15 protein-coding genes are annotated in these 12,990 nt (G+C 71.8%); 9 read left to right on the top strand and 6 right to left on the bottom strand.

Annotated elements, in window-relative coordinates:
* Positions 1–235: 235 nt before the first annotated feature.
* From IF46_RS0110965 to IF46_RS34350, 3 genes are read right to left on the bottom strand one after another with little or no spacing between them, the layout of a single operon-like run.
* Positions 236–472, bottom strand: coding sequence for a hypothetical protein (locus IF46_RS0110965; protein ID WP_051723832.1), 237 nt, complete (start codon positions 470–472; stop codon positions 236–238).
* On the bottom strand, positions 469–789 hold the full coding sequence (locus tag IF46_RS0110970; protein WP_084597863.1) for a hypothetical protein: 321 nt from the start codon (positions 787–789) through the stop codon (positions 469–471). The genes IF46_RS0110965 and IF46_RS0110970 overlap by 4 nt, the downstream gene beginning before the upstream one ends.
* A 2-nt stretch (positions 790–791) precedes the next feature.
* Positions 792–986: a hypothetical protein gene (locus IF46_RS34350; protein WP_157562890.1), complete on the bottom strand. Its 195-nt coding sequence runs from the start codon at positions 984–986 to the stop codon at positions 792–794.
* A 94-nt stretch (positions 987–1,080) separates the two neighbouring features.
* Here IF46_RS34350 and IF46_RS0110980 point away from each other — a divergent pair, with 94 nt between their 5' ends.
* The 4 genes from IF46_RS0110980 to IF46_RS0110995 all read left to right on the top strand — a co-directional run bounded on the left by IF46_RS0110980 (position 1,081) and on the right by IF46_RS0110995 (position 4,290).
* Positions 1,081–1,836, top strand: a complete 756-nt coding sequence (locus tag IF46_RS0110980; protein WP_084597864.1) for a GntR family transcriptional regulator — start codon at positions 1,081–1,083, stop codon at positions 1,834–1,836.
* Positions 1,837–2,232: 396 nt separating this feature from the next.
* A complete protein-coding gene (locus IF46_RS0110985; RefSeq protein WP_030488208.1) occupies positions 2,233–2,637 on the top strand; it encodes a GntR family transcriptional regulator in 405 nt (134 codons plus the stop codon).
* A 139-nt stretch (positions 2,638–2,776) separates the two neighbouring features.
* On the top strand, positions 2,777–3,292 hold the full coding sequence (locus tag IF46_RS0110990; RefSeq protein ID WP_157562893.1) for a hypothetical protein: 516 nt from the start codon (positions 2,777–2,779) through the stop codon (positions 3,290–3,292).
* Positions 3,293–3,594: 302 nt separating this feature from the next.
* Positions 3,595–4,290 carry a hypothetical protein gene (locus tag IF46_RS0110995; RefSeq protein WP_030488210.1) on the top strand — a complete coding sequence of 232 codons (696 nt, stop codon included), beginning with the start codon at positions 3,595–3,597 and terminating at the stop codon, positions 4,288–4,290.
* Between the two features lie 21 nt (positions 4,291–4,311).
* Here the strand turns inward: IF46_RS0110995 and IF46_RS0111000 are convergent, their stop codons facing one another.
* Together IF46_RS0111000 and IF46_RS0111005 are read right to left on the bottom strand one after the other, a co-directional pair.
* Positions 4,312–5,307, bottom strand: coding sequence for an alpha/beta hydrolase (locus IF46_RS0111000; protein ID WP_051723834.1), 996 nt, complete (start codon positions 5,305–5,307; stop codon positions 4,312–4,314).
* Positions 5,308–5,470: 163 nt separating this feature from the next.
* Positions 5,471–5,881: an HPF/RaiA family ribosome-associated protein gene (locus tag IF46_RS0111005; protein ID WP_030488212.1), complete on the bottom strand. Its 411-nt coding sequence runs from the start codon at positions 5,879–5,881 to the stop codon at positions 5,471–5,473.
* A gap of 303 nt (positions 5,882–6,184) precedes the next feature.
* Here IF46_RS0111005 and IF46_RS0111010 point away from each other — a divergent pair, with 303 nt between their 5' ends.
* The 3 genes from IF46_RS0111010 (at position 6,185) to IF46_RS0111020 (ending at position 9,842) form a co-directional block, all read left to right on the top strand.
* Positions 6,185–7,009 (top strand): single-stranded DNA-binding protein, encoded by an 825-nt coding sequence (locus tag IF46_RS0111010; RefSeq protein ID WP_030488213.1) that lies wholly within the window; start codon positions 6,185–6,187, stop codon positions 7,007–7,009.
* A 227-nt stretch (positions 7,010–7,236) separates the two neighbouring features.
* Positions 7,237–8,304, top strand: a complete 1,068-nt coding sequence (locus IF46_RS0111015; RefSeq protein ID WP_084597865.1) for a cobalamin biosynthesis protein — start codon at positions 7,237–7,239, stop codon at positions 8,302–8,304.
* Entirely contained in the window at positions 8,301–9,842 is a 1,542-nt protein-coding gene (locus IF46_RS0111020) for a cobyric acid synthase (RefSeq protein WP_030488215.1), read from the top strand. Before IF46_RS0111015 ends, IF46_RS0111020 begins: the two co-directional genes overlap by 4 nt.
* 383 nt (positions 9,843–10,225) lie before the next feature.
* Here the strand turns inward: IF46_RS0111020 and IF46_RS0111025 are convergent, their stop codons facing one another.
* Positions 10,226–10,627: a rhodanese-like domain-containing protein gene (locus IF46_RS0111025; protein WP_030488216.1), complete on the bottom strand. Its 402-nt coding sequence runs from the start codon at positions 10,625–10,627 to the stop codon at positions 10,226–10,228.
* Between the two features lie 224 nt (positions 10,628–10,851).
* Between IF46_RS0111025 and IF46_RS0111030 the strand changes: the two genes are divergently transcribed.
* Together IF46_RS0111030 and IF46_RS0111035 are read left to right on the top strand one after the other, a co-directional pair.
* A complete protein-coding gene (locus IF46_RS0111030) occupies positions 10,852–11,640 on the top strand; it encodes a uridine kinase family protein (RefSeq protein WP_232234005.1) in 789 nt (262 codons plus the stop codon).
* Positions 11,641–11,819: 179 nt separating this feature from the next.
* Positions 11,820–12,965 carry a M48 family metallopeptidase gene (locus IF46_RS0111035; protein ID WP_036391705.1) on the top strand — a complete coding sequence of 382 codons (1,146 nt, stop codon included), beginning with the start codon at positions 11,820–11,822 and terminating at the stop codon, positions 12,963–12,965.
* The last annotated feature ends 25 nt before the right edge of the window (positions 12,966–12,990 follow it).

Genomic DNA, 12,990 nt, shown 5'->3' on the forward strand with positions numbered 1-12,990 from the left:
CCCGGGGCCGCCTACGTTCGGCGGGTTCGCCGACGTTTCGTCTCTGGCTCGGGCCAGATGCCTTGTTGCCGGCGGCGGCACTCAGCCTCGGGGCAGTCGCACCACCAGCCCACGCCCTGGGCGGGGATCTTGTCCCCACCGCAGTTATGGCCGGCCCCGGCCAATCCCGCGCAGCCCATGCAGCGCGACGCGCCGCTCGCGGGCGGCATGCCTGGGGAGTCGTCGATCGGCCCGTTCACGATCCGGCCCGGATCAGCCCGTCGACGCGGACGAACAACTCGCGCCGGGCGACGGCATCGCCCGCAGGGCCCAGCTCGTAGGCGTCGATCCAGAGCCATCCGTCGTAGGTGTGCCGGTCAGTCAGGGGCCGGATGACCCGGACCGCGATCGGTCGGCGGCTGAACTGCACGCTCGCCGAGCGGGTCAGGCTCAGGACTTCCCCGACCCTCACCGGCGTGGCCGCGGCCTTCACGGAATCCAGCCGACGAACCGGTCGCGCAGCTCGCGCCAGCTGTCGGTGCGCAGGTCCTCGAGCGCGGCGTGATAGAGGGTGCTGACGTAGTCCGACAGGCCCGCCAGGTCGCGGCGGTACGCCTCCAGTAGACGCACCTGGGCGGGAGCGCACGGCCAGGGTGTGCCGGTGTCGCATGCCTGGCACTCCCACTCCGGGCGGCGCGGCACGTGCTCGTCGACCAGCAGCGCCTCGACGGCGATGAGGGCTCGTGACACCCGCTGGGCGTACGCCGCGAAGGCGTCCCGGACGGTGGTCGGTGCCGGGATCTCGCCCATCGTCAGTCCGACCTGCCGTCGTAGCGGTGATCGGCCTGCCGGTGCCGCGCCTGATCGAGTAGCCGCTGCTGGGCGGCCCGGCGGTCGTCTGCTTCCCATGCCTGGGTGGCGGCGTGCCCCCAGCCTCGGCGGCGGAAGATGCGGTTGATCAGGTTGCGCCACATCAGCGTCCCCTCATCGGTGGTTTGCGTACGCAAACCTCTACGCTGAGTGTGAGCAGGATCGGATGGCCCGTCAAGCGTCCGCGTACGCATACTGGTGATCGACCGCTCGGGGAGGGAGGCAGACCTGATGCCCATGGGCTACCGCGAGATCACCGCCGCGCTGCGGAATGCGATCGAATCGGGCACGCACCGGCCGGGTGACCGATTGCCGACAGAGCAGGCGCTGGCCACGCAGTACGGCGTGTCGCGCGAGACGGTGCGACGGGCGCTGGCCGCACTGAAGGTCCTCGGCCTCGTGACCACGGCGACCAGCCAGGGCACGGTCGTGTCGCAACCGCCGGTGCGGGTCACACTCACCCACTACGCCGGCGCGGTCGACCCGACCCGCTCCGGCCGCGAGCTCGGCCCGTGGGAGACCGCGTGCGCCGAGCAGGGCGTGCCGTCCCGAGTGGAGGTGACCGGTGTCGGCCGGGAGCCGGCGCCGGCGGACGTGTCGCGGCGCCTGGAGCTGCCACCCGACACCGAGGTGGTGCACCGCCAGCGGCTGATGTACGCCGGCGACGACCTGGCGCAGCTGCAGGAGTCCTGGATCCCGGCGGACATCGCCGCCGGCACCGCGCTGGAGCACAGCGCCAAGGTCGTAGGCGGCCTCTATGCGGCACTTACCGCGGCGGGAGTCGAGCTGGCCACTGCGACCGAGGAGGTCACTGGTCGGGCGCCGACTGCGGACGAGCAGCGGCGCCTGGATCTGCCGGACGCGGGCATGGTGCTGGAGACCTGGCGGACCACTCGGGATCGCGCCGGCCGGCCGGTGGAGCTCCTGCGGTCCGTTGCCGACGCGCGTCGGGTCGCTCGCATCTATGACCGGATGCCGCTCGGCTGAGGTGCCGGGGTTGCGGCGTTGGGGACGGGGTCCCGTACAGCCGGTCCATCTCATCGAGGAGCTGTTGCCGCTCGTACTCGCGGCGCTCCAGCTCGGTCGCCGGCCGCCACGTCCGCGCCGGCGACGCCGGCGGCGCTGGCTGTCGCGGCGGCGATGCACCGACCGCCATGATGAGTAGTCCGGCCAGGATCGTCGCCAGGGCGACCTGGGCGACGACGTCGCGGCGTAGGCCCATTGCGTACCCCCTGCGTCGCACGGTAGAGCTCTCTGGCAAGGGTCCGGTCGCGACTCCGGGCCTCGCGTGGCGGGCGGCATCGCCGAGTCACCTAACAGGGCAACTCGTGGACACGTGTCCACGTGCGGACGACCCACGGCCGCACCATACCGTCTCCGTCCATGATCGACGCTCGGTCAGGGGTGCCAGCTTGGCGACAGCTGGCCGACGACCTGCGCGCTCGGATCGGTAGCGGTGAGTTCGCCCCGGGCGCCGCGCTACCGTCGGAGGCGCAGCTCGGCCAGCAGTACGGACTGGGCCGCACCACGGTGCGGCGGGCCGTCGCTGCTTTGCGGGCGGAGGGCGTCGTCGTCGTTCAGCACGGCTACGGCATGAGAGTCCCCGTGCCGGCAGAGCCCCAGATCGTGCGTCCGGAGCCGGGTTCGGTGGTGTCTACCCGCATGCCGACGCCAGCGGAGCGCGCGGCGTTTGGGATGGCGGACGGGGTGCCCGTGCTAGTCATCACTGGGCCGGACGGATTGCCCGAGGCGTATCCGGGCGACCAGGTTGTGGTGCCGGTCGACTGAGCAGATCGGAACGATTGGAGTTGTAACAACTCCAATTGTGGCCAGGATGGGAACTGCTGAGGTGACTAACGTTCGCTATTTGCGAATCACGGCGCGCGACCGTTGCCCCACCCCCCGCCCCACCCGTGAAACTTCCACGATGGACAAAACGTGGGGAACTCTTCACCTTGACCCGCCACGGCGCCGCACCGAATATGGCTACCTTGCCCTTGGCGTGGTTGCACTGACCAGCGCCGGCGCTCTCTTCATCATCAGTCAGGCGCATCCGTCAGTGACTGCCCCGCCGGGCTTATACGCGATCTTCGTCGGCCTGTGGGTTGTCGGGGGGTGCGGCTGGATTGTCCGATCGAGTGAAGCGCAGCGCTGCCACGACCTGAGTGCGGGCCTGGAGCGGGTCGCCGCAGCGCTGGACGAGCTGGGCGGCAATGTCAGCAAGAGCCGTGTCGCCTACTTGCCTCAGTCGCACAAGCGCCATGACGGTGCTCAGTACTTGTCTGCGGTCGTGGGTGGCCAGCAGGGAGAGACGGTGCGCTTCCCTGTGCAACAACCGGGCGTTGGCTTGGATCCAGAGACGATTCGCAACGCGCGGCTGCTCGCCCGGAAGCTGATCGACGGACCGACGGGTGACGTTCCGGTCCGTCGTGACGGTCGGTAACGAACCGAGGGTGTACTAGAGGGTGTACCGCACCCCTCCGTAGCGACCCGCACCGAATACCAGAACTGCTGGTCATGCGGGGTGGTGCGGGTACATCTGACGAATTAGAAGTCCCCTGCTCTATCCGCTGAGCTACGGGCGCGTGTGGCGTGGATGTCGCGCCCAGAGGGTACCGCCGTCGCACTGCCCGGCGGCAAAAAGGGTGCCCGCGTCCGCGTCGCCGAGCAGGGTCTCACGTTCGCCGCCTAACGGGCATCCGGGTTCCTGCGGACCGACCTTGCCTCGGACCGTACCTTGGGCTGGTGTTGCTGGATTCCGACGCCGAGAGCAGCGTCGCCTACGAGCTGTGCCAGGTCGTTGGTCGCGCCATCCTGCCGTACCGATCGTCGGACGACTTCGGCACCGCCTTCTTCTCTCGGGGCGGCGACGACCCGGTGGGGGAGTCGCTGCTGACGGCGGCCGACCTGGTGGGCGGGTCGGGTGGTGAGTTGAGCCTGCGGGCGAGCGTCACCGAGCCGGCGGGGGTCGCACCGGCCGTCGTTGCCGTGGCCGAGATCGTGCCCGGCTGGGCCCGCTTCCCGGGCGACGGGGTCGCGGTGTTGCCGACCGCTGGCCTGCACCGCTACGCCGGCGACGGCGGCTGGCGGTGGCGCGTGCAGCCGGTGCCGGCGGGGATCGCCGCCGGGCCCGAGGTGGTCGCCCGCCTCGGCGCCGACGCCGGTTCCGCTTTCGTGCTGGCCCATGGGGTACGCGAAGACGGGTCGCGACCGCTGGAGGTCGCGATCGAGCGGGTGGTCCGCGACGGGGACGCCGTGTTGATCACCACCGAGCTGCCACCGGGGTACGTCGGCGCGCCGGTCTTCATCGTCCAGGCTGACGGTGCCGGTGAAGTCTCCCCGTACTGCCTGGGCCTGGTCTTGCCCGGCGTCGGCGAGCACCAGGTGGCGACCTTCGACCGGATCCGTGCCGTCCTCCCGGCGACGCCCGGCGACATCTGATCCGCACGCCGTCCGGGCCGATCAGTCGCCGGGCGTTGCCGCCCCCGCCGCGTCGGCCGGGGCGGTGGGGCCGGCGGCGAGGAACGCCTCGGCCCAGCGGCCTACCTCGTCGAAGACCTTCTTGCGTACGGCGGGGCCGGAGAGCGTGAGGTCGTGCAGCCCACCGTCGAAGCGGGCCACGGTGACGTGGCGACCGAGGCGGGGGGCGTAGCGGACCATGTGCTCGACGTCCAGTACGGCGTCGGCCAGGGTCGCGTTGTCGTGCCACTTGGTGCCCCGGAAGGAGCGGGTCGAGCAGGCCAGCAACACCGGCACCTGGATGTCCAGCCCAGCGCGGAGCCGGCGTTGCCCGGTGCGGATCGCGTTGAGCCAGCCAGCCCGGACCGGGAACCCGGCCAGCGGTTTCCACGCCAGGTCGTAGGTCCACTCGCCGCGATGGTCGGAGTGGATGCTCTCGCCGTACACCGTGCCCAGCCCGAACGGGAGAATGCGGTGCGGCGCCCTGCGGCCCAGCCGGGACACGGCGGCCGCGAGGGGTCGGCGCACCGCCCAGGGGGCATTCAGGTCGAAGAAGGGGCTGTTGAGCACCAGGCCGTCGATGGTGCCGGCGTCGCGGCGGGCGTCCGCCCAGAGCGAGATGATCAGGCCGCCGGTGGAGTGGCCCATCGCCAGCAGGGTCTCGTGCCCGTCGTCCTTGCGGATGATCTCGGCAGCGGCATCCAGCTCGGGGAGGTAGTCGCTGATGTCGCGGCAGAAGTTCGGGGTCTGGCCCGGGAGCAGGCTGCGGCCGTACTTGCGCAGGTCGAGCGCGTAGAAATCCCAGCCTCGCTCGGCGAAGAAGTCGGCCAGGTGGGTCTGGAAGAAGTAGTCGACGAAGCCGTGCACGTAGAGAACGGCCCGCCTGGTGGGGTGCTCGGCCCGCCGCCGGACCAGGGTCGCGACAACGGGCCCCTCGTCGTCAGTGCCCAGGTCGATCGTCTGCCGCTCGTACGGCGGCCCCAACACGTCCGGTTCCACGAACGCGACGCTACGCCGCGAACCTACCCAGCGGTAGCCCGCATCCGCCGCCTACCTCACCCCGCCCGTCCACCCCCGCGATCTTGCACTTTCTGTCGCGACATAAGGGGTGATAGCCGTGAATCGACGTTCGAAAGCGCAAGATCGCGGGGCGGGGGGTGGGTTACGCCGTTTCCGCGTCGGCGCGGGGGGTTAGGTCGTCGGCCTCATCCTGGGGCTGGGGGACGTCGCGTAGGTGCTTGTTGTGCCGGGGCTCCTGGCGGGTCTTGGCATCGTTGAGCCGGCGGCGCAGGTCGTCGCGGACGTCGTTGAGGGCGGCGTGCAGGTCCTCCTCGCCGGAGGTGGTGACGATCTTCTGCCGACCGGCGACCCAGCACTCCAGAGTGACCTTCTGGCCGCGCGCCTCCCGGTCCTTGACCGACACTTCCAGCTCGGTGGCGTCCGCGTGGAATCCGGCGAGCCGGGCGTCGAGGGTGGCGAACTGCTCGGCGATCCAGTTGCGGTCGCCCTGCGAGAACCCGGCGCCCACCCGCAGGCACTCAGCCACGGTGGCCGGGTTCGCCACGGCGCTCATCGCCGCGCCTCGGAAGCGTTCGCGAAGCCGATGGTAGTGATCATCATGGCGCTGACCTCTCGTCGACGTGCAGCTGTCGGTGGTGCGTTGATCAAGTGCTTACCCAGTTCGTACGGCCTGGAAAACGTCGACGTCGGGTCGGGCGGGTTGCGCGTACCACACGAGGGCTTGATCAGGGCGTTGTCCACAGGTGGGTTCGTTGTCCACAGGTCGGGGATGGGCGCTGGCGGTGCGTGCCCTCAGTGCCCAGGCTCGGTGTCGAGTCGACTCGCGCTGGCAGGCCCCGATCCCCCTGGAGGGACGATGTTCGACACTTACGTGACAATTGTCGGCAATGTGCTGACTACGCCCGAGTGGCGGCGTACGACCCAGAGCAACACCCTGGTGGCCAACTTCAAGGTCGCCTCCACCGCCCGCCGACTCGACCGGGACAGCGGCCGGTGGGTCGACGGCAACTCGCTCCGCGTCCGCGTCAACTGCTGGCGAAAGCTCGCCGAGGGGGTCGCGTCCTCCGTCATGGTCGGCGATCCCGTGGTGGTCTGCGGGCGGCTCTACACCCGCGACTGGACCGACGACGCCGGCAACCACCGCACGCTCTACGAGCTGGAGGCGGTCGCCGTCGGCCACGATCTGTCCCGGGGCCGAGCCCGGTTCCTGCGCAACCGGCCGAGCATGACGACCAGCACCGTGGAGGACGCGGAAGCCGAGAGCCGGGTGCACGGCGAGCCCACCGAGCCGGTGCCGGCCGGGCAGACACCCGTCCTGCCCGACGACCGCTCGCTGGACGACGACTTCGAGCTGCCCGACTACGCCGAGCTGCGGACCAGCCCGGTCGGCACCAGCCCGTTCGGCGAGACCCCGGAGGACGACTCCCTGAGTGGCGGGGTCTCGTCTGACGGTGGGGTCTTTGCTGACGGCAGAGGCCTCCCGAGCGGCGGGCCGGGCGGGCAGGTCGACGTCCCGACGGGCCTCGACGACGAGTTGGCCCCGCCGCCCGAGGCGAGCGATGGCAACGCCGACGGTGACCTGGACCTCGAGTTGGGGCCGGTGCCAGACGAGGGGCAACCGGAGCCGGCGCAGTCCGGTCGAGGGCGGCGCGGTCGGGGCCGGATCCCGCAGCCAGCCTGACCGATCGGCACGACGGGGGCGGGGTGGCGGCGCGACCAGCGTCGTCACCCCGCGTGGCAACGGCCGGTCGTCCCGCAGGCTGCCGGGCGGCAGCGGCCGGAGCCGGTCCGCCCGCTCGCCACACGGGGTGCTCGTCGCCGGTGCGGCACCGTGGGCTGGGTTGGTTCACTCCGGTGCTCGTCTAGGCTGGCCGGCCGGAGGTGGTGCGGGTGCGACGGACAGCGCCGATGGCGAACGCGGTGGGGCTGCTGGCCGGGTACGCACTGGACAGGCTGCTCGGCGACCCACGCCGGTGGCACCCGGTGGCCGGCTTCGGGCAGGCCGCAGGAACGTTGGAGCGCCGTCTCTACCGCCCGGACCGAACGGCGGGTACGACATTCACCGCGCTGGCTGTCGGCGGGCCGGTACTGCTCGGGGCGGTCGCCGCGGCGGCTACCCGGCATCGGCCGGTGACCCGGGCAGTGCTCGTGGCGGCCGGCACCTGGACCGTGCTGGGCGGTCGCACGTTACGGCACGAAGCGACCGCCATGGGTCGTACGCTGCGCGCCGGCGACCTGCCCGCTGCCCGGCTGCGCCTCGGCAACCTCTGCGGGCGTGACCCGTCGACGCTGGGCGAGTCGGAGCTGGCCCGTGCCACTGTCGAGTCGGTCGCGGAGAACACCTCCGACGCGGTCGTCGCCCCACTGGTCTGGGGTGCGGTCGCCGGCCTACCCGGGCTGCTGGGCTACCGCGCGGCCAACACCCTCGACGCGATGGTCGGGCACCGATCGGCGCGCTACGCGCGGTTCGGCACCCCGGCGGCTCGGCTGGACGACGCGCTCAACCTGGTGCCGTCCCGGCTGACCGGGCTGCTCACCATCGCCGTCGCGCCGGTCGCGCACGGGGACCGACAGCGTGCCTGGCGGGTGTGGCGGCGTGACCGCAACGACCACCCGAGTCCCAACGCCGGCCAGTGCGAGGCGGCGATGGCCGGTGCGCTCGGCGTCCGCCTCGGTGGCCGCAACGTCTACTTCGGGCGCTCCGAGGTGCGGCCGTTCCTCGGCGACGGCCCCCGCCCGGAGGCGCGGCACCTGAAGCGGGCGGCCCGGATCTCCGGCGCGGTCGGGCTGGCCGCCGTCGGGTTGGCCGCCGCGTACCCGGTGACTCTCGGCCGGCTGGTCGGTGCCGTGAGCAGGCGCGCACTGCTCGGTGCCGTGCCTCGGCGCGGGCTGGTTGCTGCGACCGGCGGGCGTGGGCTGGTTCGTGCGGCCGATGAGCGCGGGCTGGCTGCTGCGACCGATGGGCGTGGGCGGTGAGCGGCGGGCTGCTGGTCGCCGGCACGACGTCCGATGCCGGAAAGAGCGTGCTGACCGCCGGCATCTGCCGCTGGCTGCACCGGCAGGGCGTGAAGGTGGCGCCGTACAAGGCACAGAACATGTCGAACAACTCGGCCGTGGTCGTCGGGCCGGACGGGCGTGGCGGCGAGATCGGGCGTGCCCAGGCCATGCAGGCCGCAGCGTGCGGGCTCGCACCCGACCTGCGGTTCAACCCGGTGCTGCTCAAGCCGGGCAGCGACCTGGCCAGTCAGGTGGTGTTGTTGGGTGAGGCGGTCGACACGATCACCGCCAGCACTTTCCGGCAGCTACGGCCCCGGCTGGCCGAGACCGCGTACGCGGCGCTTGCCGAGCTGCGTGAGACGTACGACGTGGTGATCTGCGAGGGCGCCGGCAGCCCAGCGGAGATCAACCTGCGGGCCGGTGACTACGTCAACATGGGGCTGGCCCGGCACGCCAACCTGCCCACCATCGTCGTCGGCGACATCGATCGGGGCGGGGTCTTCGCCTCGATGTTCGGCACCGTGGCCCTGCTCGACCCGGCTGACCAGGCGTTGATCGCCGGCTTCGTGATCAACAAGTTCCGGGGCGATCGTGGGCTGCTCCAGCCGGGTCTGGACATGCTGCGGCACGTCACCGGCCGACCCACGTACGGGGTGCTGCCCTGGGCACTGGATCTGTGGCTCGACGCGGAGGACTCACTCGCCTACGGGCGGGTGCTCGGCCGACCCGCCGCCCCGCACGGCACCGAATGGCTGGACGTGGCGGTCGTCCGCCTACCCCGGATCAGCAACGCCACCGACGTGGAGGCACTCGCCACCGAGCCGGGCGTCCGCGTACGCCTCACCATCGAACCGGCCGAGCTGGCCGCCGCCGACCTGGTCGTCCTGCCCGGCTCCAAGTCCACCGTCGCCGACCTCGCCTGGCTGCGCGAAACCGGCCTGGCCGACGCGGTGGCCACACATGTGGCGGCTGGCAAGCCTCTGCTCGGTCTCTGCGGCGGCTTCCAGATGCTCGGCCGCGCCATCCACGACCCGGTGGAGAGCCGACAGGGCAGTGTGCCGGGGCTCGGTCTGCTGCCCATCGAAGTCACCTTCGATCCGCGCAAGACCGTCCGGCAGTCGGTGGGCACCGGCCACGGCGGCCTCCCGGTGCGCGGCTACGAAATCCACCACGGGTACGTCTCATCCGCCGACCCCGGTCTGACCCCGTTGCTGACCAGCGACGACGGTATCGGAGAGGGCGCTGTGCTCGGCGCGGTGCACGGCACGCACTGGCACGGGGCGTTCGAGTCCGACGAGTTCCGCCGGTGGTTCCTCACCGAGTCGGCTCGCCTGGCCGGCCGCAGCGGTTTCCGGATCGCGCCGGCCACCAGCTTCGCCGCCGCTCGGGAACGCTCACTGGACCTGCTCGGTGACCTGGTCGAAGAACACCTGGATACCGACGCCCTCTGGCGTCTCATCGAAGCCGGCCCACCCGCAAACCTCCCCTTCATCCCACCCGGCGCTCCACCTTCCTGACCGGCCCACCATCCCCTGCGGACGGTGGGGTAGGGGGCCGGGCGGTGAGGCGTGATCTTCAGCTAGCCGCCTGCCCGCCTGCCCGCCTGGCCGCGGCCCGTCCTTGGGTCGCCACTTCCGCATGATCGTGCTCGATCTCTGTTATAGGGGCCTCGCCCCGCCGAGGAGGGGCCTATCTCCTGGATCGAGCACGATCTTGAGGTGGGCGCGGCCGCAAGGTCGCGGGTTGCGAGGTCGCGAGTGGTGGGGCCGCGGGGTGGCGAGGTCGCGGGGTCGCGAGGTGGCGAGGTCGCTGGGTCGCTGGGTCGCGAGGTCGCTGGGTCGCGGGGTCGCGAGGTCTCGGGGTCGCGGGGGCCCTGGACAGCACCGCTAGGTGCTGGGGTTCAGGGGCGGATGTCGGCTGGGCGGTCGGTTGTGGGGAGGCCGGCGGCGAGCCAGGCGTCCACGCCGCCGATCATGTCGGTGGCCCGGCGCAGCCCGAGGGTCTGCAGGCTGGCGGCGGCAAGGCTGGAACTGTAGCCCTGTCGACAGACCAGCACGATCTCCCGGTCGTACCCGGTGGCTTCCGGGATCCGCCAGGCGCTGGCCGGATCGAGGCGCCATTCCAGTACGGTCCGGTCGATGACGACCGCACCCGGCAGGTCGCCCTGTTCGCGGCGTTGCGGTTCGGTGCGGGTGTCGACCAGCAGCGCACCACCTCGGACCGCTTCGACGGTCTGTTGCGGAGTCAGTCGGTGCAGCCCGGCGCGGGCCTGTTCGAGCAGGGCGTCTATACCGGGGCTCATCACGTCTCGGAGCACCACCCGATCATGCCGATTCGGTAGCACCCGGGGCGGCGAACGGGCCGCCCGTCACCCGTCGCCGCCCCAATTCCCCCGGACGTGAGAATGCTCGGCCGGGACGGTCAGCCGGACGTGTCAGGGTGGCCCATCGTGACCGCCCAACCGGCTTGATCCACTCGGCTTTGCTGAAGTCGCGGTGTCCTGGTGACCGGGATACCGCGACATCAATGAGCCGGAGTCGATCACCCCGCCCAGCGGCCGTGGCGGCATACTGCGGTCATGCACCACGCGAGGCTGCGCTGAACCGGGACGCCGCGCTGAACCCGCAGGCTGACGGGCCGAACCCGCAGGCTGCGCTGGAGCAGGACGCCGCACCGGACCCGGGAACTGGCGGGCCGACCGTGGCAGTTGTCGAGGCGTACGCCGAATTGGCCCGTCGGGTGCTCGCGGGCCCGGCGCGGTTGGGGCGGACCCGGCTGGTCGCAGTCGACGGGCCGAGTGGCGCGGGTAAGAGCCGGTTCGCCGCGCGGCTCGCGGCTGCCCTGGCGGCGCTGCTTGGCGGCCGACCGCCGCTGCTGCACACCGACGACCTGCTCGACGGCTGGGATGACCAGGTCACCTTCTGGCCCCGGCTCGAGGAGGGGGTGCTCGCTCCGCTGCGCAACGGGGAGCCGGGTGTCTACCGGAGGTACAGCTGGGTCCGGAAATGCTTTCTGCCCTGGCCGGTTCCGGTTCCGGCGGCGCCGGTGCTGGTGGTGGAGGGGGTCAGCGCGGCCCGAGCGGTGGTCCGGCCGGAGCTGACGCTGGCCGTGTTCGTCACCGCGCCCGCGTCGCTGCGGCTGGCTCGCGCGGTCGCCCGGGACGGGCCGGAGATCCTTCCCGAGCTGCGTCGTTGGCATGAGGGGGAGCGTGCGCACTTCGCCGCCGACGAGACCGTGACCCACGCGCACCTGGTGGTCGATGGCGCGCCGACGCTGCCGCACGACGCGGATCGGTACTACACGCGCATTCGCTGAGCGGGGCGTCAGCGTCAGCAGCCGAGCGGGCATCAACGTCAGTCCCCGAGCGGGCATCAACGTAAGTCCCCGAGCGGGCATCAACGTCAGTCCCCGAGCGGGCATGGACGTCGGCCGCTGGCTGGGGCACGATGCGGGGAGCTCACGATGCGGGGAGCTACGGCGAACGGGGAGCCACCATGACGGCAGCGGATGCGCCAGCGCGGCGTCGGATCACCCTCACCGGCATCAGCTCGCGGGCCTGGGAGCACCCGGCCGACCGGGGCGCCCTGGTCGCGTTGCGGGAGCTGCGCGGGTTCGACGATGTGGTGCGGGCGTTCTTCGGGATGTGGAACGAGCGGGGTTTCCGGCTGTCCGTGTTGGCCTCCGGGATCCGGGTCGACCACCGTCAGTACCCGGCGGTGTGGCAGCGCTACACCGAGGCCGCGGCGGTGCTCGACGTGGCCGAGCTGCCCGAGCTGTACGTGACCCAGTCGCCCTGGTTGGGCGCTGAGGCGGTCGGGTTGGAGCGGCCGTTCATCGTGCTGAACTCCGCGTGCGTGCAGCAACTCGACGAGGACGAGCTGCGCTGCCTGCTCGGCCACGAGTTGGGCCACGTGGGCAGCGGGCACGCGGTCTACAAGACCATGCTCATGATCCTTACCCGGTGGGCGGCCAACCTGAGCTGGTTGCCGGTCGGCGCGATCGCGCTGCGGGCCATCATCGCGGCGATGCTGGAGTGGTGGCGCAAGGCGGAACTCTCCGCCGACCGGGCTGGTCTGCTCGCCGGGCAGGACCCGGCGGCCGCGCTGCGGCTGCTGATGAAGCTGGCTGGCGGCGGTGACCTGTCCCAGATCGACACCGCCGCCTTCCTGGAGCAGGCCGCCGAGTACGCCGGCGGCGGTGACCTGCGCGACAGCCTGCACAAGATTCGGATGACCGCGTGGAGCACCCATCCGACGCCGGTGGCGCGGGCTGCGCAACTGCGCCAGTGGATCGACTCCGGGGCGTACGGGCGGGTGCTGGCCGGGGACTATCCGCGCCGCGAGGACGACAGCTCGACGAGCGTCTCGGAGGAGATCAAGGCGGCTGCCGAGTCGTACCGGGAGGAGTTCAGCCGCTCCACCGACCCGCTGGTGGGTTTGCTGCGTCGCCTCGGCGACGGCGCGAGCGACGTCGGCGAGTGGGTGGGCGGCACCGCCGGTCGGGCCCGCTCGTGGATGGATGCGGCTACCGAGGCGGCGGGCCGCGCGCATCGCGCCGGCCGGGCCGCCCCCGGCGCGCGGGCAGGTGCCGGCCCGGCGGGAGGCGGTGACGGTACGGGCTCGGCCGGCACGCCCGGGTAAGGCCGGCATACGATGCCGGTCATGA

Origin of the sequence: Micromonospora chokoriensis, assembly GCF_000718555.1 — a bacterium.
In the GTDB taxonomy this organism is placed as follows: domain Bacteria; phylum Actinomycetota; class Actinomycetes; order Mycobacteriales; family Micromonosporaceae; genus Micromonospora; species Micromonospora chokoriensis_B.

What these genes read in the sequence shown, in the direction of transcription:
- IF46_RS0110970 (WP_084597863.1), bottom strand. Translation starts at nt 789, where the DNA reads ATGGGCGAGATCCCGGCACCGACCACCGTCCGGGACGCCTTCGCGGCG.
- IF46_RS0110980 (WP_084597864.1), top strand. Translation starts at nt 1,081, where the DNA reads ATGCCCATGGGCTACCGCGAGATCACCGCCGCGCTGCGGAATGCGATC.
- IF46_RS0110985 (WP_030488208.1), top strand. Translation starts at nt 2,233, where the DNA reads ATGATCGACGCTCGGTCAGGGGTGCCAGCTTGGCGACAGCTGGCCGAC.
- IF46_RS0110990 (WP_157562893.1), top strand. Translation starts at nt 2,777, where the DNA reads ATGGACAAAACGTGGGGAACTCTTCACCTTGACCCGCCACGGCGCCGC.
- IF46_RS0111005 (WP_030488212.1), bottom strand. Translation starts at nt 5,881, where the DNA reads ATGAGCGCCGTGGCGAACCCGGCCACCGTGGCTGAGTGCCTGCGGGTG.
- IF46_RS0111010 (WP_030488213.1), top strand. Translation starts at nt 6,185, where the DNA reads ATGTTCGACACTTACGTGACAATTGTCGGCAATGTGCTGACTACGCCC.
- IF46_RS0111015 (WP_084597865.1), top strand. Translation starts at nt 7,237, where the DNA reads ATGGCGAACGCGGTGGGGCTGCTGGCCGGGTACGCACTGGACAGGCTG.
- IF46_RS0111025 (WP_030488216.1), bottom strand. Translation starts at nt 10,627, where the DNA reads ATGAGCCCCGGTATAGACGCCCTGCTCGAACAGGCCCGCGCCGGGCTG.
- IF46_RS0111030 (WP_232234005.1), top strand. Translation starts at nt 10,852, where the DNA reads ATGAGCCGGAGTCGATCACCCCGCCCAGCGGCCGTGGCGGCATACTGC.
- IF46_RS0111035 (WP_036391705.1), top strand. Translation starts at nt 11,820, where the DNA reads ATGACGGCAGCGGATGCGCCAGCGCGGCGTCGGATCACCCTCACCGGC.